This is a genomic window from Amycolatopsis plumensis (assembly GCF_042652605.1).
GTDB classification, from domain to species: domain Bacteria; phylum Actinomycetota; class Actinomycetes; order Mycobacteriales; family Pseudonocardiaceae; genus Amycolatopsis; species Amycolatopsis plumensis.
The window spans coordinates 7,102,360-7,116,605 of the sequence record NZ_JBHSJY010000001.1 but is presented as its reverse complement, the minus strand read 5'-3'; the positions used below and the strand labels follow the sequence as shown (position 1 = coordinate 7,116,605).

Below are 14,246 nucleotides of genomic sequence, written 5' to 3'. Positions count from 1 at the left end.
GACACTCCTCAACGCGGCCAGTGTGTCGAAGCCGCGAGCTCGCCGTCGACGATCGCCAGAAGTTCGGGGGTGAGTTCGGCGAGCGACGTGGCGAAGTGGCGGACGCTTAAGGAGGCCATGAACTCCCGCTGGCGCGCGTGGGCGGGGCTCGCCGGGAACCCGACGAACCCGGCGCCGTGCGCGCGGGCGTCCTCGGCCACGCGGCTGACGTCGTCGACGAACACGATCTCGTCGTACCCGGCGCCGAGCACGGTCCGCGTGATGTGGCCGACGCCCGGGCGGTGCTCGTTGATGCTCACGTAGGGCACGTCGGGATCGAGCAGGTCCACGAAGTCGCCCAGGTACCGGTCGAAGGTGTGCTCGCGGGTCCGGCCGCCGTAGCAGACCAGCCGCACGGGCAGCTTCGCCAGCGCCTCCAGGCAGTCCCGCGCGCCTTCGGCGACCCGGATCGGGTGCTCGGCCAGGTAGTCCTGCCGCGCGGCCCACAGCTGCTTCAGCGTCTCCTCCGCCGGCTGGTCCAGACCGCAGAGCCGGGTGACCTTCTCGGCGACGACGATGTCGCGCAGCCCGATGACGTCCCGCTCGGCCGCCGCGTCGTAGACCCCGCCGTGCTCGGTGACGAACCGGGCGATCATGGCCAGGTAGGTGTCGTCGATGAGCACGCCGTCGCAGTCGAGCGCGACCACGCGCAGTTTTTCGAAGCCGCTCACCGCTGCGCGAACACTTCCCGCGCCGCCGCGATGGCGTTGAGCGCGGCCGGGAAACCGCAGTAGAACGCCAGGTGCAGCACGGTCTCCACGACCTCCTGCCGGGTGCCGCCGACGTTGAGCAGCCCGTGGACGTGCACCTTCAGCTGCGGCAGCGCGGTGCCCAGCGCGACGCACGCGGCGATCGTGACGATCTCGCGGTGGCGCAGGCTCAGGTGCGGCCGGGAGTAGATCTCGCCGAAGGTGAACTCGACGATGTAGGTCGCCAGGTCCGGGGCGATGTCCCGCAAGCCCTCGGCGACCTTCTCCCCCGCCTCGCCGTCGACCGCCTTCATCGCCGCCAGGCCGCGCTCGTAGCGGTCCTCGATGCCCGCCCACGGCACTTCGGCGGCCTCTTCGGACGGTGCCGCGTCCTCGCCGGGCAGGCCGTCGAAGGCGGCCTTGAGCGCCGTCAGCGCGTTGAGCGTGGCCGGGAATCCGGCGAACGAACTGACGTGGATCACGGCCTCCACCAGCTGACGGCGGGTGCAGCCGACGTTCAGCGCGGCCTTGGCGTGGAACTGCAGCTGCGAACCCGCGTACCCGAGGGCGGTGAGCGCGGCGACGGTGACCAGCTGCCGCTCCGGCAGCGGCAGGCCGGGCCGGTGGTAGACGTCGCCGTAGATGAACCCGACGCACTGCTCGCCGAACTCGGCTTCCCCGATGCTCTCGAACAGGTCCAGCACGGCCGGCCGGTCGGTGCCGCCGAGCTGCTGGATGAGTTTCAGGCCCTGGGCGAAGGACGCGGAGCGGTCCTGCGGCTGCAGGTCGGACATCGTGGCGTGGTTTCCCTTCCGGAGTGGGCGTTCAGCCGAGGTAGGCCCGGGTGGCCTGGTCGGCCTTGCGGCGTTCGAGGGTGTCGACGCGCCCCTGCGCGATCATCGAGTACTCGATGACGGCGGTGGCCACGGTGCGCCCCTGCTGGCGCACCGACGTCGTGGCGCGGAACTTGAGGTTGGTCTCGCGGCCGAGGTCGGACTCGACGATCAGCGACTCGACCGTGGCCGGGAGCGGGAACAGGAAGTCCTCGAAGGACAGGTCGATCCGCTGCCACACCCCGGCGTACGCCGCCGGCGGGAGCCCGGAGCGGATCGCGGTCTCGAACTGCGCGATGCAGATCTGCCGCATCGCCTCGATGATCACGATGCCCTGCACGTGCTCGCCGGTGTGGTGGTCGAGGATCAGCTCGTTGTCGCGGTGGATCCGCAGTTCGGCCCGGCAGTGTGCAGGTGCCGGGCTGTGCACGCCGGCGAGCAGGACGTTCTCCGGCCGGCTCTTGTGGACGACGACGGGCGGTTCGGACGGCCGCCGGAACGCGGCCGGGTCCGCGAGCCGCACGGACCCTTCGGTCTTCTCGCACGCGGTTTCGAGCAGGTCGGCGTCGGCCGCGTCGACGCCCTGGCCGAAGTGGACGATCCAGTGGCAGCCCGGCGCCACGAGACCGCCGGAGCCCAGCAGGGCCAGCAGGCCCGACAGCGTGAACACCCGGTCTTCGCGGGCGAACTGCGCGAAGCGGTCGGCGACCACGACGACGTCCCGCCGAGTGTGCCCGTCGAGCGCCCAGGCCTCCTCCGGGGTTCGCGGGCAGGAGACATCGTGCGGTGCCACCTCGGGCGCCTCCGTCCGGGCCGGGTCCGGCGTCACGGCCGCGCCGAAGCGTGGGCGTCCAGGAGTGCCTCGGCGAGGGTGCGGGCCGTCGTGGCCGAGCGCCAACGTGGTCCGGACAACTCGGTGGCCAGCAGCTTCAGCATGGCGCGCACCATGTCCGGCTGCCGGCCCACGCCCGCGTCCAGCAGCGGTTCGACCTCGGCGGCGGCGCCTTCGAGGTCGTCGAGCCGCAGGTGCGCGCGGCCGGTGTCGATCCGGATCATCGGATCCATGGCGTCCCAGCGGTTCTCCAGTGACAGCTTTTCGAAGGCCTCGCGGGCGGTGCCGAACTCGCGCAGCGCGGCCGAGGCCTGCCCGACCGAAAGCAGCGAGTTGCCCGCCATGTAGTGCCGCCGGTCCTTCGTGATGTTGAAGAAGCTGTCCTCGCCGCCGGCCCCCAGGTCCGGGTCCTCGATGGCCGTCCAGCGGGCGATCGCGTCCAGCACCTGCGGCTCGGCCTGCACCGACGACCAGCCGCGCGCCTCGGCGAGGATGAGCGGGGCGTCCGTGAGGCGCCCGCCCGCGTGGTAGTTGAGCCCGTCGGCGGCGAGCTTGGCGGACTCGATGCCGTTGCCGGCCCAGAACGCCACCCGGGCCTGTGACGTGCGCACCCAGCGCCGGGCGAGCAGGTCGTCGGCGTACTGGGTGTAGAGCCAGGCGGCCGAGTTGAGCTCGCGGGAGCGCCGGTACCGGCCCAGGTCACCGGCGATCCAGGCCATCATCGCGCTCGACTTCGCCCCGATGAGCAGGAGGTCCTGGGTCTGCTTCGGCCGCTGACGGCCCTTCAGCAGCGAAGCGGTCCGGTCCGCGATCACGGCGAGCTGGTCGAGGATCGAAGAGGGCGCGGTGCGGGTGTAGGCGCCGCCGAGGAAGTCGAGGTCCGACCACAGGTCGTCGAGCTGGACGTCGTCCACGTTGGTCTTCGTGAGCAGGACGGCGTCGTCGAGGGCGCCGGCGCCGATCTCCTCCTCCGCCCGGGCATCGCCGCGGACGGCGGTGCGGGCCGGCGCGACCTCGGGCTCGGCCGCCGCCCAGACCGCGGGCTCGGTGTCGGCGTGGTACTCGGCGAGGTCCTTGGCCGGCAGCTGTTCGAGATCACGCAGCCCCAGCAGGCACTTCCAGCCGGTGCCGTAGACCCGCGCCAGCACCCGCAGCGCGGCGACGGTGGGCCGGACGCCGCGGTCCGGCCACTGCTCGTACTCCCAGATCCGCGTGCCGCGCATGCCCGCGCGGGGGTCGCCGGTGACCGCGTTGTACTGGTGCGCCGCGACGTCGAGCGAGAGCTCGGACGCCAGCCGCCACGCGGTGCGCGGCGGGATCCGGCATTCGACGATCAGGTTCTTCGCCACCTGGGCCGGGATCTCCTCCTCGGGAAAGCCCAGGGCGGTCAGCCGCTCCCGCAGTTGCGCGCGGTAGGGCTTGCTCCCTGGTTTGGCCTGTCGACTCATCGTTCATCCAACGATTTCCGGAGTACGGGTGCGCCACCGACGACAGTACCGCAGCGTGACCGGGGCGGCCCAGCTCGTGATCAGGGCGGGAACCGTGTGTTTTCCGAGAAGTTGAGGACGCAACAAGCGTTTTCCGGTCACCGGGCCTCGCGCGTTGTCCTGAGAGCGCTCCCAATCTCAGCGCTCGGAGGCCGGTTTTGTGATCTTGCGGCAGATTTCCGGAATCCACCCCAACGGCGGCGTCCGGCACCGCGACCCGGTGGCACAGTGCGACCGGGACAACTCCTGCACCCCAACGGCTTCCGCCGTTCAGGAGTGTTCAGTCGCGGTCCCCGCCGCACCGGCTGCGGAAAACGGACCACCGGATGGGTCCGCGTCCGGGTCGCTCTTTACAAGCCCGACACGCCGGGGTTACCTTTCCGGCGGCTGGAAGCGCTCCCATGCCAGGTCGCCTCGCCAGAACGCGGCCACCACCCAGGGGCGTCGTGGTGCAGGCCACGGCGCCCCTGTCCGCGTCCGGAGGAGGAGCCACCCCCATGAACAGGTTCGCCGGCGCACTGGCCGCGCTCTGCCTCGCCGCGGCGGGCACCACCGCGGTGGTCGTGGCCGGTCCGGCCGCCGCCGCCCCCGCGTGCTCGGTCGCCTACCGCGTCAACCAGTGGCAGACCGGGTACACCGCCGACATCACGGTGACCAACGGCGCCACCGCGGCCTCGTCCTGGACGCTCACCTGGCACTACGCCGGCAACCAGTCCGTGACGTCCGCCTGGAACGCCACCGTCCGCCAGACCGGGACCGCGGTCACCGCGCAGAGCCTGTCCTACAACGGCGCGCTGCCCGCCGGCGGCTCGGTTTCGTTCGGCCTCCAGGGCACCTACAGCGGAACGAACGACACCCCGACGGACTTCGCGCTCAACGGCGTCTCGTGCGGCGACCCCGCTCCCCCGACCTCGACCACGCCCACCACCCCCACCAGCACCACCCCCACCAGCACGACCCCGACCACCACGACCTCCGGGCCACCGCCCGCGGGATGCACGAGCGCCGCCATCTGCGACGACTTCGAGCAGCAGACCGGCGGCACGCCGGGCGGCCGCTGGACGGTCGGGGCGGCCAACTGCACCGGCACCGGGACCGTCGCCGTCGACAGCTCGGTCGCGCACTCGGGCAGCCGTTCGGTCAAGGTCACCGGCCAGGGTGGCTACTGCAACCACGCGTTCCTGGGCACGAGCCTCACCGGCGTCGGCTCGAACCACCTCTTCGGCCGGTTCTGGGTCCGCCACACCACGCCGCTGCCCACCGGGCACGTCGCCTTCATGGCCATGCGCGACACTGAGGACCCCTCCGGCCGCGACCTGCGCGCCGGCGGGCAGAACCAGGCCCTGCAGTGGAACCGCGAGTCCGACGACGCGACCCTGCCCGCGCAGAGCCCGGCCGGGGTGGCCCAGAGCGTCCCGCTGGCGACGGGCACCTGGTCCTGCTTCGAGTTCGAGGTCGACGGCGCCGCGGGCCGGCTCCGGACCTGGCTGAACTCCGCCGAGGTGCCCGGGCTCGTCGTCGACGGCGTCCCGACCCCGGACATCGACCAGCAGTGGCTCGCCAAGACCTGGCGCCCGGCGGTGACCGACCTGCGGCTCGGCTGGGAAAGCTACGCCGGCGACGCCGACACGCTGTGGTACGACGACGTGGCCGTCGGCACCACCCGCATCGGCTGCTGACCGCCGGTCGTGAGTGGTAAGGCGGGTTCTAACCCGCCTTACCACTCACGACCGCCGCGGCAGCGGGCTAGCGGCCGAGGATTCGCTCGATCCCGGCGAGCTCCTCGTCGGTGAACTCGAGGTTCGCGGTGGCCGCGACGGTGTTCTCCAGCTGGGCGACGCTGCTGGCGCCGATCAGCGCGGAGGTGACCCGGCCGCGGCGCAGCACCCAGGCGATGGCCAGCTGGGCCAGCGTCTGCCCGCGGCCCTCGGCGACCTCGTTCAGCGCGCGAATGGTCGCCAGGGTGTCCTCGGTCAGCCGGTCGCTGGTGAGGAACGGGCTGGCGCCCGCCGCGCGGGAATCGGCCGGGATGCCGTCGAGGTAGCGGTCGGTCAGCAGGCCCTGGCTCAGCGGCGAGTACGCGATCGAGCCGACGCCGTGCTCATCGAGGGTGTCCAGCAGGCCGTCTTCGACCCAGCGGTCCAGCATCGAGTACCGCGGCTGGTGGATCAGCAGCGGCGTTCCCAGCTCCGTCAATGCGGCGAGCGCGGCCTCGGTCTGCTCGGGCGAGTAGTTCGAGATGCCCGCGTACAGCGCCTTCCCGGAGCGGACGGCGGTGTCGAGCGCGCCCATCGTCTCCTCGATCGGCGTGTCCGGATCCGGGCGGTGCGAGTAGAAGATGTCGAAGTGGTCCAGCCCGGTGCGGGCCAGGCTCTGGTCGAGGCTCGCCAGGAGGTTCTTGCGGGAGCCCCACTCGCCGTACGGGCCGTCCCACATCAGGTAACCCGCCTTGGACGACACGAGGATCTCGTCGCGGTGGGGACGGAAGTCGGCGGCGAAGTGGCGCCCGAAGTTCGCCTCGGCCGAGCCGGGCGGCGGGCCGTAGTTGTTGGCCAGGTCGAAGTGCGTCACCCCGAGGTCGAACGCTCGGCGCAGCACCGCCCGCTGGACGTCGAGGGGCTTGTCGTCCCCGAAGTTGTGCCAGAGGCCGAGCGACACCGCGGGCAGCTTCAGCCCGCTGCGCCCGGCCCGCCGGTACGGCATCTCCGCGTACCGGTCTTCGGCCGCGACGTAAGGCGACATGGTGCTCCTTGTCGAAAGAGGACGGCGAGGGCAGTTTATCCGCGCGCGAGGAGCGCGCCGGCGAACGACGCCGCGGGCGGCAGCTCGGGCAGCAGCGTCGCCTGGTAGGCGTGGTAGACGTCCGGTTTGCCCTCCCACACGGTCGTGGCGGGCCGGTTGTCCGGGTCGAGTTCGTGGTGCCACGAACCGCGTTCGCGGTCGACGAAGCAGGTTTCGGCGTGCCCGCACCACTGCTGGAACCGGGCGAGGTACGCCGGGTCGCCGGTCTCCTGGTGCAGCGTCCACGCCGCGGCCACCGCCTCGGCCACCACCCAGTGCAGCCGGGTGCGCACCACCGGCGTCCCGGCGAAGTCGGTCGTGTAGACGAACCCCGGCCGGCCGTCGACGGCCCAGCCGTACCGGACGGCGGCCTCGAACAGCGCGGCCGCGTCGGGCACCAGCCATGCCGGCGCGGTGTCCCCGAGCGCCCGTCCGAGGTGGACGGCCAGCCGCGCCCATTCGAAGAGGTGCCCGACGGTGGCGCCGAACGGGCGGAAGGGGTGGGCGGGTTCGGCGCGGTTGAACTCGAGCCGCACGCGCCAGTCCGGGTCGTAGTGCTCCGGCAGCAGCCAGCCGTGCGCGCGGGCTTCGCCGTGCACCAGACGCTCCACAATGGACAAAGCACGCGCGGTCCACACCGCGTCGCCGGTGACGTCGGCGGCGGCCAGGAGGGCCTCCACGGTGTGCATGTTGGCGTTGGCGCCGCGGTAGTCCTCCAGGCGCGTCCAGCCGCGGTCCCAGACGTCGGCGACCAGCCCGGCGTCCGGTTCCCAGAACCGGCGTTCGACGGTTTCCAGGGCTTCGGCCAGCAACGGCCGCGCTCCGTCGGCGCCGGCCGCGGCCGCGCTCGCGGCGGCCAGCACGACGAACGCGTGCTCGTAGGCCCGCTTTTCGGCCAAGGCCGTCGAGGCGTACCAGCCGCCGTGCTCCGCGTCGCGCAGCGGGCCGGTCAGCGCCGCGATGCCGTGCGCGACCAGCTCACCGGTGTCCGCGCCCTGCAGGGCGGCGAGGGCGAAGACGTGCGTCATCCGGCAGGTGATCCAGGTCTCGACGGGCCGGTCGAGCACCGGGCGCCCGGTGTCGTCGAGCCAGGCGAACCCGCCGTCCGGGTGCGCCGCGCCGCGGGCGAAACCGAGCAGCCGGGCGGGTTCGGCGCGCACCCAGGCGGGAACCGAAGACGGACTGTCCACTCTCTGCCTTTCTCCACGGCCCGCCGGCGTTCGACGGCCCCCGCAAAACGTAGGCCAAGGCCCCCGCCCCGGCCATCGCGGGCTGTTCCGGAAGTGACCCCCACCGCGTATCCTGACCTTGGAAGCGCTCCCAGTCTTCGACGCACGCAACCCAATGAAGGGACTGACGTGACCAGGAGACGAAGTACCATCCTCGCCGCCGTCACCGTGCTGCTGGCGAGCCTGACCGCCGTCCTGCTGACCACCGGCACGGCCGAGGCGCACGGCGCCATGATGAAACCGGGCAGCCGGACCTTCCTGTGCTGGCAGGACGGGCTCAGTTCGACCGGTGAGATCAAGCCGCAGAACCCGGCCTGCGCGGCCGCGGTGGGGGTCAGCGGCGCCAACTCGCTGTACAACTGGTTCGGCGTGCTGCGGTCCGACGGCGCCGGGCGCACGCGCGGGTTCATCCCCGACGGGAAGCTGTGCTCCGGCGGGAACCCGAACTACGCCGGGTTCGACGGGGTCGGCAACTGGCCGCTGACCCACCTCACCGCCGGCGCCCAGTTCGACTTCTCGTACAACGCGTGGGCCGCCCACCCGGGCTGGTTCTACACGTACGTGACGAAGGACGGCTGGAACCCGAACCAGCCGCTCACCTGGGACTCCCTGGAGGACCAGCCGTTCCTGACGGTGGACCACCCGCCGGTGACCGGCCAGGTGGGCACGGTGGAAGGCCAGTACAAGTGGAGCGGCGCACTGCCGTCGAACAAGTCCGGCCGGCACATCATCTACTCGGTGTGGAAGCGCTCGGACAGCGCGGAAACGTTCTACGGCTGCTCGGACGTCACCTTCGACGGCGGGCACGGCGAGGTCACGGGCGTGAAGGACCCGGGAACGGGCACCACGACGACGCCCACGACCCCGACCACGCCGACCACCCCGACGACGCCCACCAAGCCGACCACCCCCACCACGCCGACGACCACCACGACGCCGATGCCGCCGGGTTCGTGCATGGCGATGGTCGAGATCACCAATACCTGGAGCGGCGGCTACCAGGCCACCGTGACGGTGATGAACCACGGCACGACGGCGTACCGGAGCTGGCAGGTGAGCTGGACACCGCCCGCGGGCCAGACGATCGCCAGCGTGTGGAACGGCACGCTCAGCCAGTCCGGCTCGGCTGTCACGGTCCGCAACGCCGACTGGAACGGCAGCATCGCGGCCGACGGCACGGCCGCCTTCGGCATGGTCGTCAACACGACAGGAGGAAGCGTGCCCCCGTCACCGACCTGCCAGGGCACCTGAACCATCCTGAGTGGACAGTCCGGGAGGGCCGCTTCGGGGAGTGTTCCCCGAAGCGGCCCTCACGCGTTCGCCGGGCCCGTGCTGCCGCGGGTGATCAACCGCGGCCGGGACGTGTACACGTCACCGACCTGCTCCCCCGCCAGCAGGTCCTGCAGGACCCCGGCCGCCAGCGAGCCGAGTTCGGCCAGCGGGCGCCGGATGGCCGTGAGCGCCGGGCGGACCAGCCGGCAGAGCGGGGTGTCGTCCCACGACACCACCGAGAGGTCCTTCGGCACCGCGAGGCCGAGTTCCCGCGCGGCGGCGAGCGCGGCCACCGCGAGGTCGTCGGTGTCGCACAGCAGCGCCGTGGGCCGGGGACGGGTGGACAGCACCCGGCGGACCGCGTCGGCCGAGGGTTCGGGGCGGACCGTGCCCGGGTGCGGGATCCCGGTCGCCGCGGTGGTGAACGCCCGGCCCCGCGCCGCGGGGTCGGCGAACGCCGCCGCACCCGCGATGCGGACCACGTGCCGGTGCCCCAGTGCGGCGAGGTAGGCCAGCGCCTCGGCGGCGCCGGTGACGTCGTCGACCAGCACCGACGGGACACCCGGCAGCCCGCCCGGGCCGCCGAGCGCCACCGCCGGCAGGCCGATCCGCACCAGCTCGGCCGCGCAGCCCGGCTCGGTCAGCAGCACGCCGTCGACCCTCCGCTCCGCCCGCCACCGGCGGTAGATGACCACCGCCGCGTCGCGGCCGGGCGCGACCTGCAGCAGCAACTCCCCCTCGAAGCCGTCGAGCAGGGCCGGGACGAACGCCTCCAGGGACCGGTCGAGCACCAGGCCGAGCGCCCCGGTCCGGCCGCCGGACAGCGCCCGCGCGGTGCTGCTCGGCGCCCACCCGAGCTCCCGGGCGATCTCGGTGATCCGCCGCCGAGTGGCCTCCGAGACGCCGGGGCGGCCGTTGAGGGCGTAGGACACCGCGCCCTTGGAGACGCCGGCCTCCTTCGCGATGTCGGTGATCGTCGGACGCTTCATCGCACCCTCTCTTCGCACCACGAGTCCGAGCACCACAACCGACGGCACCAGCCAAGACGCCGGACACGGACCCCGCGGTCCGTGTCCGTGCGGACACCCGCCGTCGCGTACCTTGACACCTGCCGCATCGGGAAACGAGACTCCCCCCGGGAGCGCTCCCAGCCAATGGGGGCCGGGAGCGTGCCGCGAACGGGGAGTGCGCGCGCATGAAGCAGATCCGAAGACAGCTGGCCTTCGCCGCCGCCGTCGTCCTGCTCATCCTGACCGGCGGGTGCGGGCCGGGCACGCCGGAGCGGATCACACTCACCGTGGCGACGTTCGGCGAGTTCGGCTACGACGACCTGATCCCCGGCTACCAGTTCACCCACCCCGGGCTCACCATCCGCCAGGTCCGGACCGAGCAGGGTGGACCGTACCACCAGGACCTGCTGGACAAGCTGCAGAAGGGCCAGGAGCTCGCCGACGTCCAGGCCGTCGAGGAAGGCCACCTCGCCGACGTGCTCGCCCACGCGGACAAGTTCGCCGACCTGGCCGAGATCGGGCCGCCCGACGTGAAGCCCGGCCGGTGGTTGGAGTGGAAGTACGAGGCGGGCCGCAGCAAGGACGGCAAGCTCGTCGGCTACGGCACGGACATCGGCCCGCTGGCCATGTGCTACCGCAAGGACCTGCTCGAAGCGGCCGGGCTGCCGACCGACCCGGGCTCGGTGAAGACGATGTTCGCGACCTGGGACAGCTTTTTCCAGGCCGGCGAGAAGTACGTCAAGCGCTCGCACGGCAAGCCGTGGTTCGACTCCGCGGCGCAGGTCTTCAACGCCAAGGTCAACCAGCTCCCGGTCGGCTACCTCGACCGCGAAGACCACTCGACGCTGGAGACGAACACCGCGCTGAGGGACGCCTGGAACCAGGTCACCGCCGCGGTGAAGCAGGGGCAGTCGGCCGGGCTGACCGCCTTCCAGGACGACGGCAACAACGGCCTGCGCACCGGCGCCTTCGCGACGAAGGTCTGTCCGTCGTGGATGCTCGGCGTCATCGAGCAGCAGGCCGGCGTCGGCAACGCGGGCAAGTGGGCGCTCACCGACGCCTTCCCGGACGGCGGCGGCAACTGGGGTGGGTCCTTCCTCACCGTGCCGTCCTCGAGCCCGCACCAGAAGGAGGCCGCCGCGCTCGCCGCCTGGCTGACCGCGCCGGAGCAGCAGCTGCACGCGTTCCGGGTCAGCGGGAACTTCCCGAGCCAGGTCGACGCCTTCACCTCCCCGGACCTGCTCAGCGAGATGAACGGCTACTTCGGCGGGGCGCTGAGCGGCCAGGTGTTCGTCGCACAGGCCCGCAAGGTCGGGAAACCGCAGTACAAGGGGCCGGGCGACGGCAAGATCCAGGAGACGGTGATCGCGCCGTCGCTCAAGGCGGTCGAGCAGGGCGCCGATCCCGCCGCCGTCTGGCAGCAGGTGCTGATCGGGGTGCACAAGCTCGTCCCCTGACCGGAAACCCGCTCGCCGGGGCCCGGCGGACAGGGCAGGGTGGGGGCCATGGTCTCCCCCCTGCCCGAGCCCTGGCGGCACCACACGATCCGGCACCCCGGCCCGGACGACCACCTCCCGGTGCTGGCGGTCCTCGACCGCTGGTGGGGTGGCCTCGGCGGCGAAGCGGGCTCGCGCCAGCGGGCACTGCTGCTGCCGAAGCTGATGTTCCAGCATTTCACCGACAGCAGCTTCCTGGTGACAGCGGACGAGCGGATCGTCGCGTTCCTGATCGGGTTCCTCTCGCCGTCGAGGCCGGCCGAGAGCTACATCCACTTCGTCGGGGTCGAGCCCGCGGAGCGCGGCCGCGGGCTGGGCGCAGCGCTGTACGAGCGCTTCTTCGCCTACAGCGCCGCGCACGGGCGCTCGGTGGTCCGGGCGATCACTTCGCCGGAGAACAAGGGTTCGCACGCGTTCCACACCCGGATGGGGTTCGTCACCGAACCAGGGCCGAAGGAGTTCGAGGGGGTGCCGGTCCAGCCCGACTACGACGGGCCGGGACTGGACCGGCTGAGCTTCCGCAAGGACCTCGGCTGAGCCGCCGAAGCGACGAGCCGCGGGATCCGGCCCGGGGCCGCAGGAGGCCGCTGCGGGCACCGGGGCCGGATCTCGCTGTCCCGCCCGGCCGGTCAGGCGGCGCGGGCGGGACCGCGGCGAGCGGCCCGGCGGGACAGGCCGCTGCCACCGTGGTGGAGGCCGGGCCGGGCGGCGGCTGCGCGGCACCGCCCGGCCCGGGGTCTTACTGCACCGGCGGGTAGGCGTTCTGGACCAGTTCCTCGAACTGGGCCTCGAACCACTTGCCGGACAGCGGGGCGTTCGGCAGGGCACCGGTCAGGTTGCCGCCGTTGGCCTGCTGCGTCCCGTGGAAGGTCGGGTCGCACATCGGGTCCGCGCCCTTGCCTTCGTCGTTCGGGATCTGCTGGCTGGCGCCGTCGGACTCACCCGGCGGCTTGACCCAGACGTAGGCGTCGAAGTGCGCCGCGGGTGCCGCCGTGGGCCGCACGCCGAGGCCGGCGCCGCTCTGGTTGCACCAGTTGCCGCGGTGCAGCCGCCGGTCGATCCGGCCCGAGTTCACGTAGGCGTCCACCGTGGACCCGGAGGCCCCGCTGGGCCGGGCCGCGCCGCCCCAGCCGTTGCGGGAGGTGTCCACCAGCATGCCGATGCTGCTGGGCAGGCCCGCCGCCACGAAGGCGTTGTACATCGCGGTGGCGAACGGAACCTCGGCGAAGTACGGGTTCCACTGATAGAACGTCGCCGACTTCAGCTGCTGCCCGCCGACCGTGAGGTTCGGGTCGGGCAGGTTCGGCTCGGTCAGCGGCGTGTAGTTGGCCGTGGAGCTGATGAAGCCGTCGATGCTGTTCACGCCGGCCGTGGTGCCCTGCAGGGTCTGCTTGACCAGGTTGACGAACGGACCGAAGTTGCTGTCCCAGCCCAGCCACGCCGAGTGCGCGATGTCCAGGTAGTTGTAGACGTTGGAGATCGCGTGCAGCTTGTTCAGCGCGTACTGGATGCCCTGCGTGTACACCCCGGTGGACTGCGCTTCCGCGCAGGTCGCCATCGAGGTGTTCGTGATCAGGTTCGGCAGCGAGTCCGGCTCGACGATCGTCACGATCCGCAGCGGCGCGTACTTCGCGTCGGACAGGATCGAGGCGATCGGGTCGATGTACTCGCTCTTGTACCGGGCCAGGCCGTTCTGCGCGGCCTTCAGCTCACCGTTGGACGCCAGCGCCGCGCAGTCGCGGTTCGGCAGGTCGTAGACGACGATCTGGATGGTCACCGGGGTGCCGCCGCTCTGCTGGGCCAGCGCCGCGTCCAGGTGCCCACGCAGGCCCCGGGAGTCCGCCGTGCCGGCGATCGCGGCGATCCGGTCCAGCCAGACCGCGGTCGAGGTGTTGGCCACCTTGGCCATCTGGGCGCCGAGCGTGCCGCCCTTGGCCGCGGCCGCCGCGCTGACCTCGCTCGACCAGTCCGGGTTCACGTACCCCTTCGACCCCACGTACGGGTTGTCCACGTGCGTCCCGGGCTGGGGCGTCGTGGTCACCGTCGTCGGGGTGGTCGTCGTGGTCGTGGGCGTCGTCGTCGGGGTCGTCGTGGTGGTGCTGGGGGTCGTCGGCGTCGTGGTCGGGGACGTGCCGTCGCAGTGGGCCCCGTTGAGCGAGAACGACGTCGGGATGTCGTTGGTGCCCGAGTACGAGCCGTTGAAGCCGAAGCTGGCCGTCGCGTTCGCGCCCAGGTTGCCGCCCCACGAGGGGTTCTTCGCGCTCACGTGCTTGCCGCTCTGGCTGAACGTGGCGCTCCAGCCCTGCTGCACCTGCTGGTTGCCGGCGAAGTCCCATTCGACGTTCCAGGACGAAACGGCGTCGCCGAGGTTGGTCACGGAGACGTTCGCGGTGAAGCCGGTGTCCCACTGGTTGACCGTGTAGGTGACCTTGCAGCCGGTGGCGGCGCCCGCCGGACTGCCCCCGGCCACCAGTAATCCGGCGGTCATCGCCGCCGCCGTCACCGAGGACGCCACGGCGAACCGTGACTTCCTCTTCGCGGACCAGAATTCACTCCTCATCGAGTGCGCTCCTTAGTG

The 14,246-nt window shown here is 72.0% G+C and carries 12 protein-coding genes; 4 read left to right on the top strand and 8 right to left on the bottom strand.

Features of this window, described 5'->3' with window-relative positions:
- Positions 1-8: 8 nt before the first annotated feature.
- Genes ACFPLC_RS34535 through ACFPLC_RS34520 form a run of 4 tightly spaced genes read right to left on the bottom strand, consistent with a single transcriptional unit; the run spans position 9 to position 3,841 of the window.
- Entirely contained in the window at positions 9-710 is a 702-nt protein-coding gene (locus ACFPLC_RS34535) for an HAD family hydrolase (RefSeq protein WP_378191114.1), read from the bottom strand.
- On the bottom strand, positions 707-1,522 hold the full coding sequence (locus ACFPLC_RS34530; protein WP_378191116.1) for a carboxymuconolactone decarboxylase family protein: 816 nt from the start codon (positions 1,520-1,522) through the stop codon (positions 707-709). The genes ACFPLC_RS34535 and ACFPLC_RS34530 overlap by 4 nt, the downstream gene beginning before the upstream one ends.
- Positions 1,523-1,553: 31 nt before the next feature.
- Positions 1,554-2,390 (bottom strand): AfsA-related hotdog domain-containing protein, encoded by an 837-nt coding sequence (locus ACFPLC_RS34525; RefSeq protein ID WP_378236022.1) that lies wholly within the window; start codon positions 2,388-2,390, stop codon positions 1,554-1,556.
- A complete protein-coding gene (locus tag ACFPLC_RS34520; RefSeq protein WP_378191120.1) occupies positions 2,387-3,841 on the bottom strand; it encodes a hypothetical protein in 1,455 nt (484 codons plus the stop codon). Before ACFPLC_RS34520 ends, ACFPLC_RS34525 begins: the two co-directional genes overlap by 4 nt.
- A 536-nt stretch (positions 3,842-4,377) precedes the next feature.
- Here ACFPLC_RS34520 and ACFPLC_RS34515 point away from each other — a divergent pair.
- Positions 4,378-5,559, top strand: a complete 1,182-nt coding sequence (locus tag ACFPLC_RS34515; protein ID WP_378191122.1) for a cellulose-binding domain-containing protein — start codon at positions 4,378-4,380, stop codon at positions 5,557-5,559.
- A 67-nt stretch (positions 5,560-5,626) separates the two neighbouring features.
- Here the strand turns inward: ACFPLC_RS34515 and ACFPLC_RS34510 are convergent, their stop codons facing one another.
- On the bottom strand, positions 5,627-6,622 hold the full coding sequence (locus ACFPLC_RS34510) for an aldo/keto reductase (RefSeq protein ID WP_378191124.1): 996 nt from the start codon (positions 6,620-6,622) through the stop codon (positions 5,627-5,629).
- Between the two features lie 35 nt (positions 6,623-6,657).
- Positions 6,658-7,851 (bottom strand): AGE family epimerase/isomerase, encoded by a 1,194-nt coding sequence (locus ACFPLC_RS34505; RefSeq protein WP_378191126.1) that lies wholly within the window; start codon positions 7,849-7,851, stop codon positions 6,658-6,660.
- 168 nt (positions 7,852-8,019) lie between these two features.
- On the opposite strand from ACFPLC_RS34505, the gene ACFPLC_RS34500 reads away from it, so the two are divergent.
- On the top strand, positions 8,020-9,141 hold the full coding sequence (locus ACFPLC_RS34500; RefSeq protein ID WP_378191129.1) for a lytic polysaccharide monooxygenase: 1,122 nt from the start codon (positions 8,020-8,022) through the stop codon (positions 9,139-9,141).
- A gap of 59 nt (positions 9,142-9,200) precedes the next feature.
- Here the strand turns inward: ACFPLC_RS34500 and ACFPLC_RS34495 are convergent, their stop codons facing one another.
- Positions 9,201-10,151 carry a LacI family DNA-binding transcriptional regulator gene (locus tag ACFPLC_RS34495; RefSeq protein ID WP_378191131.1) on the bottom strand — a complete coding sequence of 317 codons (951 nt, stop codon included), beginning with the start codon at positions 10,149-10,151 and terminating at the stop codon, positions 9,201-9,203.
- Between the two features lie 206 nt (positions 10,152-10,357).
- Between ACFPLC_RS34495 and ACFPLC_RS34490 the strand changes: the two genes are divergently transcribed.
- Both ACFPLC_RS34490 and ACFPLC_RS34485 read left to right on the top strand, forming a co-directional pair.
- A complete protein-coding gene (locus tag ACFPLC_RS34490) occupies positions 10,358-11,629 on the top strand; it encodes an ABC transporter substrate-binding protein (protein ID WP_378191133.1) in 1,272 nt (423 codons plus the stop codon).
- A gap of 48 nt (positions 11,630-11,677) precedes the next feature.
- Complete coding sequence (locus ACFPLC_RS34485) at positions 11,678-12,205, top strand: GNAT family N-acetyltransferase (RefSeq protein WP_378191135.1); 528 nt, start codon at positions 11,678-11,680, stop codon at positions 12,203-12,205.
- Positions 12,206-12,407: 202 nt separating this feature from the next.
- Here ACFPLC_RS34485 and ACFPLC_RS34480 read toward each other — a convergent pair whose 3' ends face one another.
- Positions 12,408-14,228 carry a glycoside hydrolase family 6 protein gene (locus ACFPLC_RS34480; protein WP_378191138.1) on the bottom strand — a complete coding sequence of 607 codons (1,821 nt, stop codon included), beginning with the start codon at positions 14,226-14,228 and terminating at the stop codon, positions 12,408-12,410.
- Between the last annotated feature and the right edge of the window lie 18 nt (positions 14,229-14,246).

Coding starts and splice junctions, on each gene's coding strand:
- ACFPLC_RS34530 (WP_378191116.1), bottom strand. CDS start 1,522: ATGTCCGACCTGCAGCCGCAGGACCGCTCCGCGTCCTTCGCCCAGGGC.
- ACFPLC_RS34520 (WP_378191120.1), bottom strand. CDS start 3,841: ATGAGTCGACAGGCCAAACCAGGGAGCAAGCCCTACCGCGCGCAACTG.
- ACFPLC_RS34515 (WP_378191122.1), top strand. CDS start 4,378: ATGAACAGGTTCGCCGGCGCACTGGCCGCGCTCTGCCTCGCCGCGGCG.
- ACFPLC_RS34510 (WP_378191124.1), bottom strand. CDS start 6,622: ATGTCGCCTTACGTCGCGGCCGAAGACCGGTACGCGGAGATGCCGTAC.
- ACFPLC_RS34495 (WP_378191131.1), bottom strand. CDS start 10,151: ATGAAGCGTCCGACGATCACCGACATCGCGAAGGAGGCCGGCGTCTCC.
- ACFPLC_RS34490 (WP_378191133.1), top strand. CDS start 10,358: ATGAAGCAGATCCGAAGACAGCTGGCCTTCGCCGCCGCCGTCGTCCTG.
- ACFPLC_RS34485 (WP_378191135.1), top strand. CDS start 11,678: ATGGTCTCCCCCCTGCCCGAGCCCTGGCGGCACCACACGATCCGGCAC.
- ACFPLC_RS34480 (WP_378191138.1), bottom strand. CDS start 14,228: ATGAGGAGTGAATTCTGGTCCGCGAAGAGGAAGTCACGGTTCGCCGTG.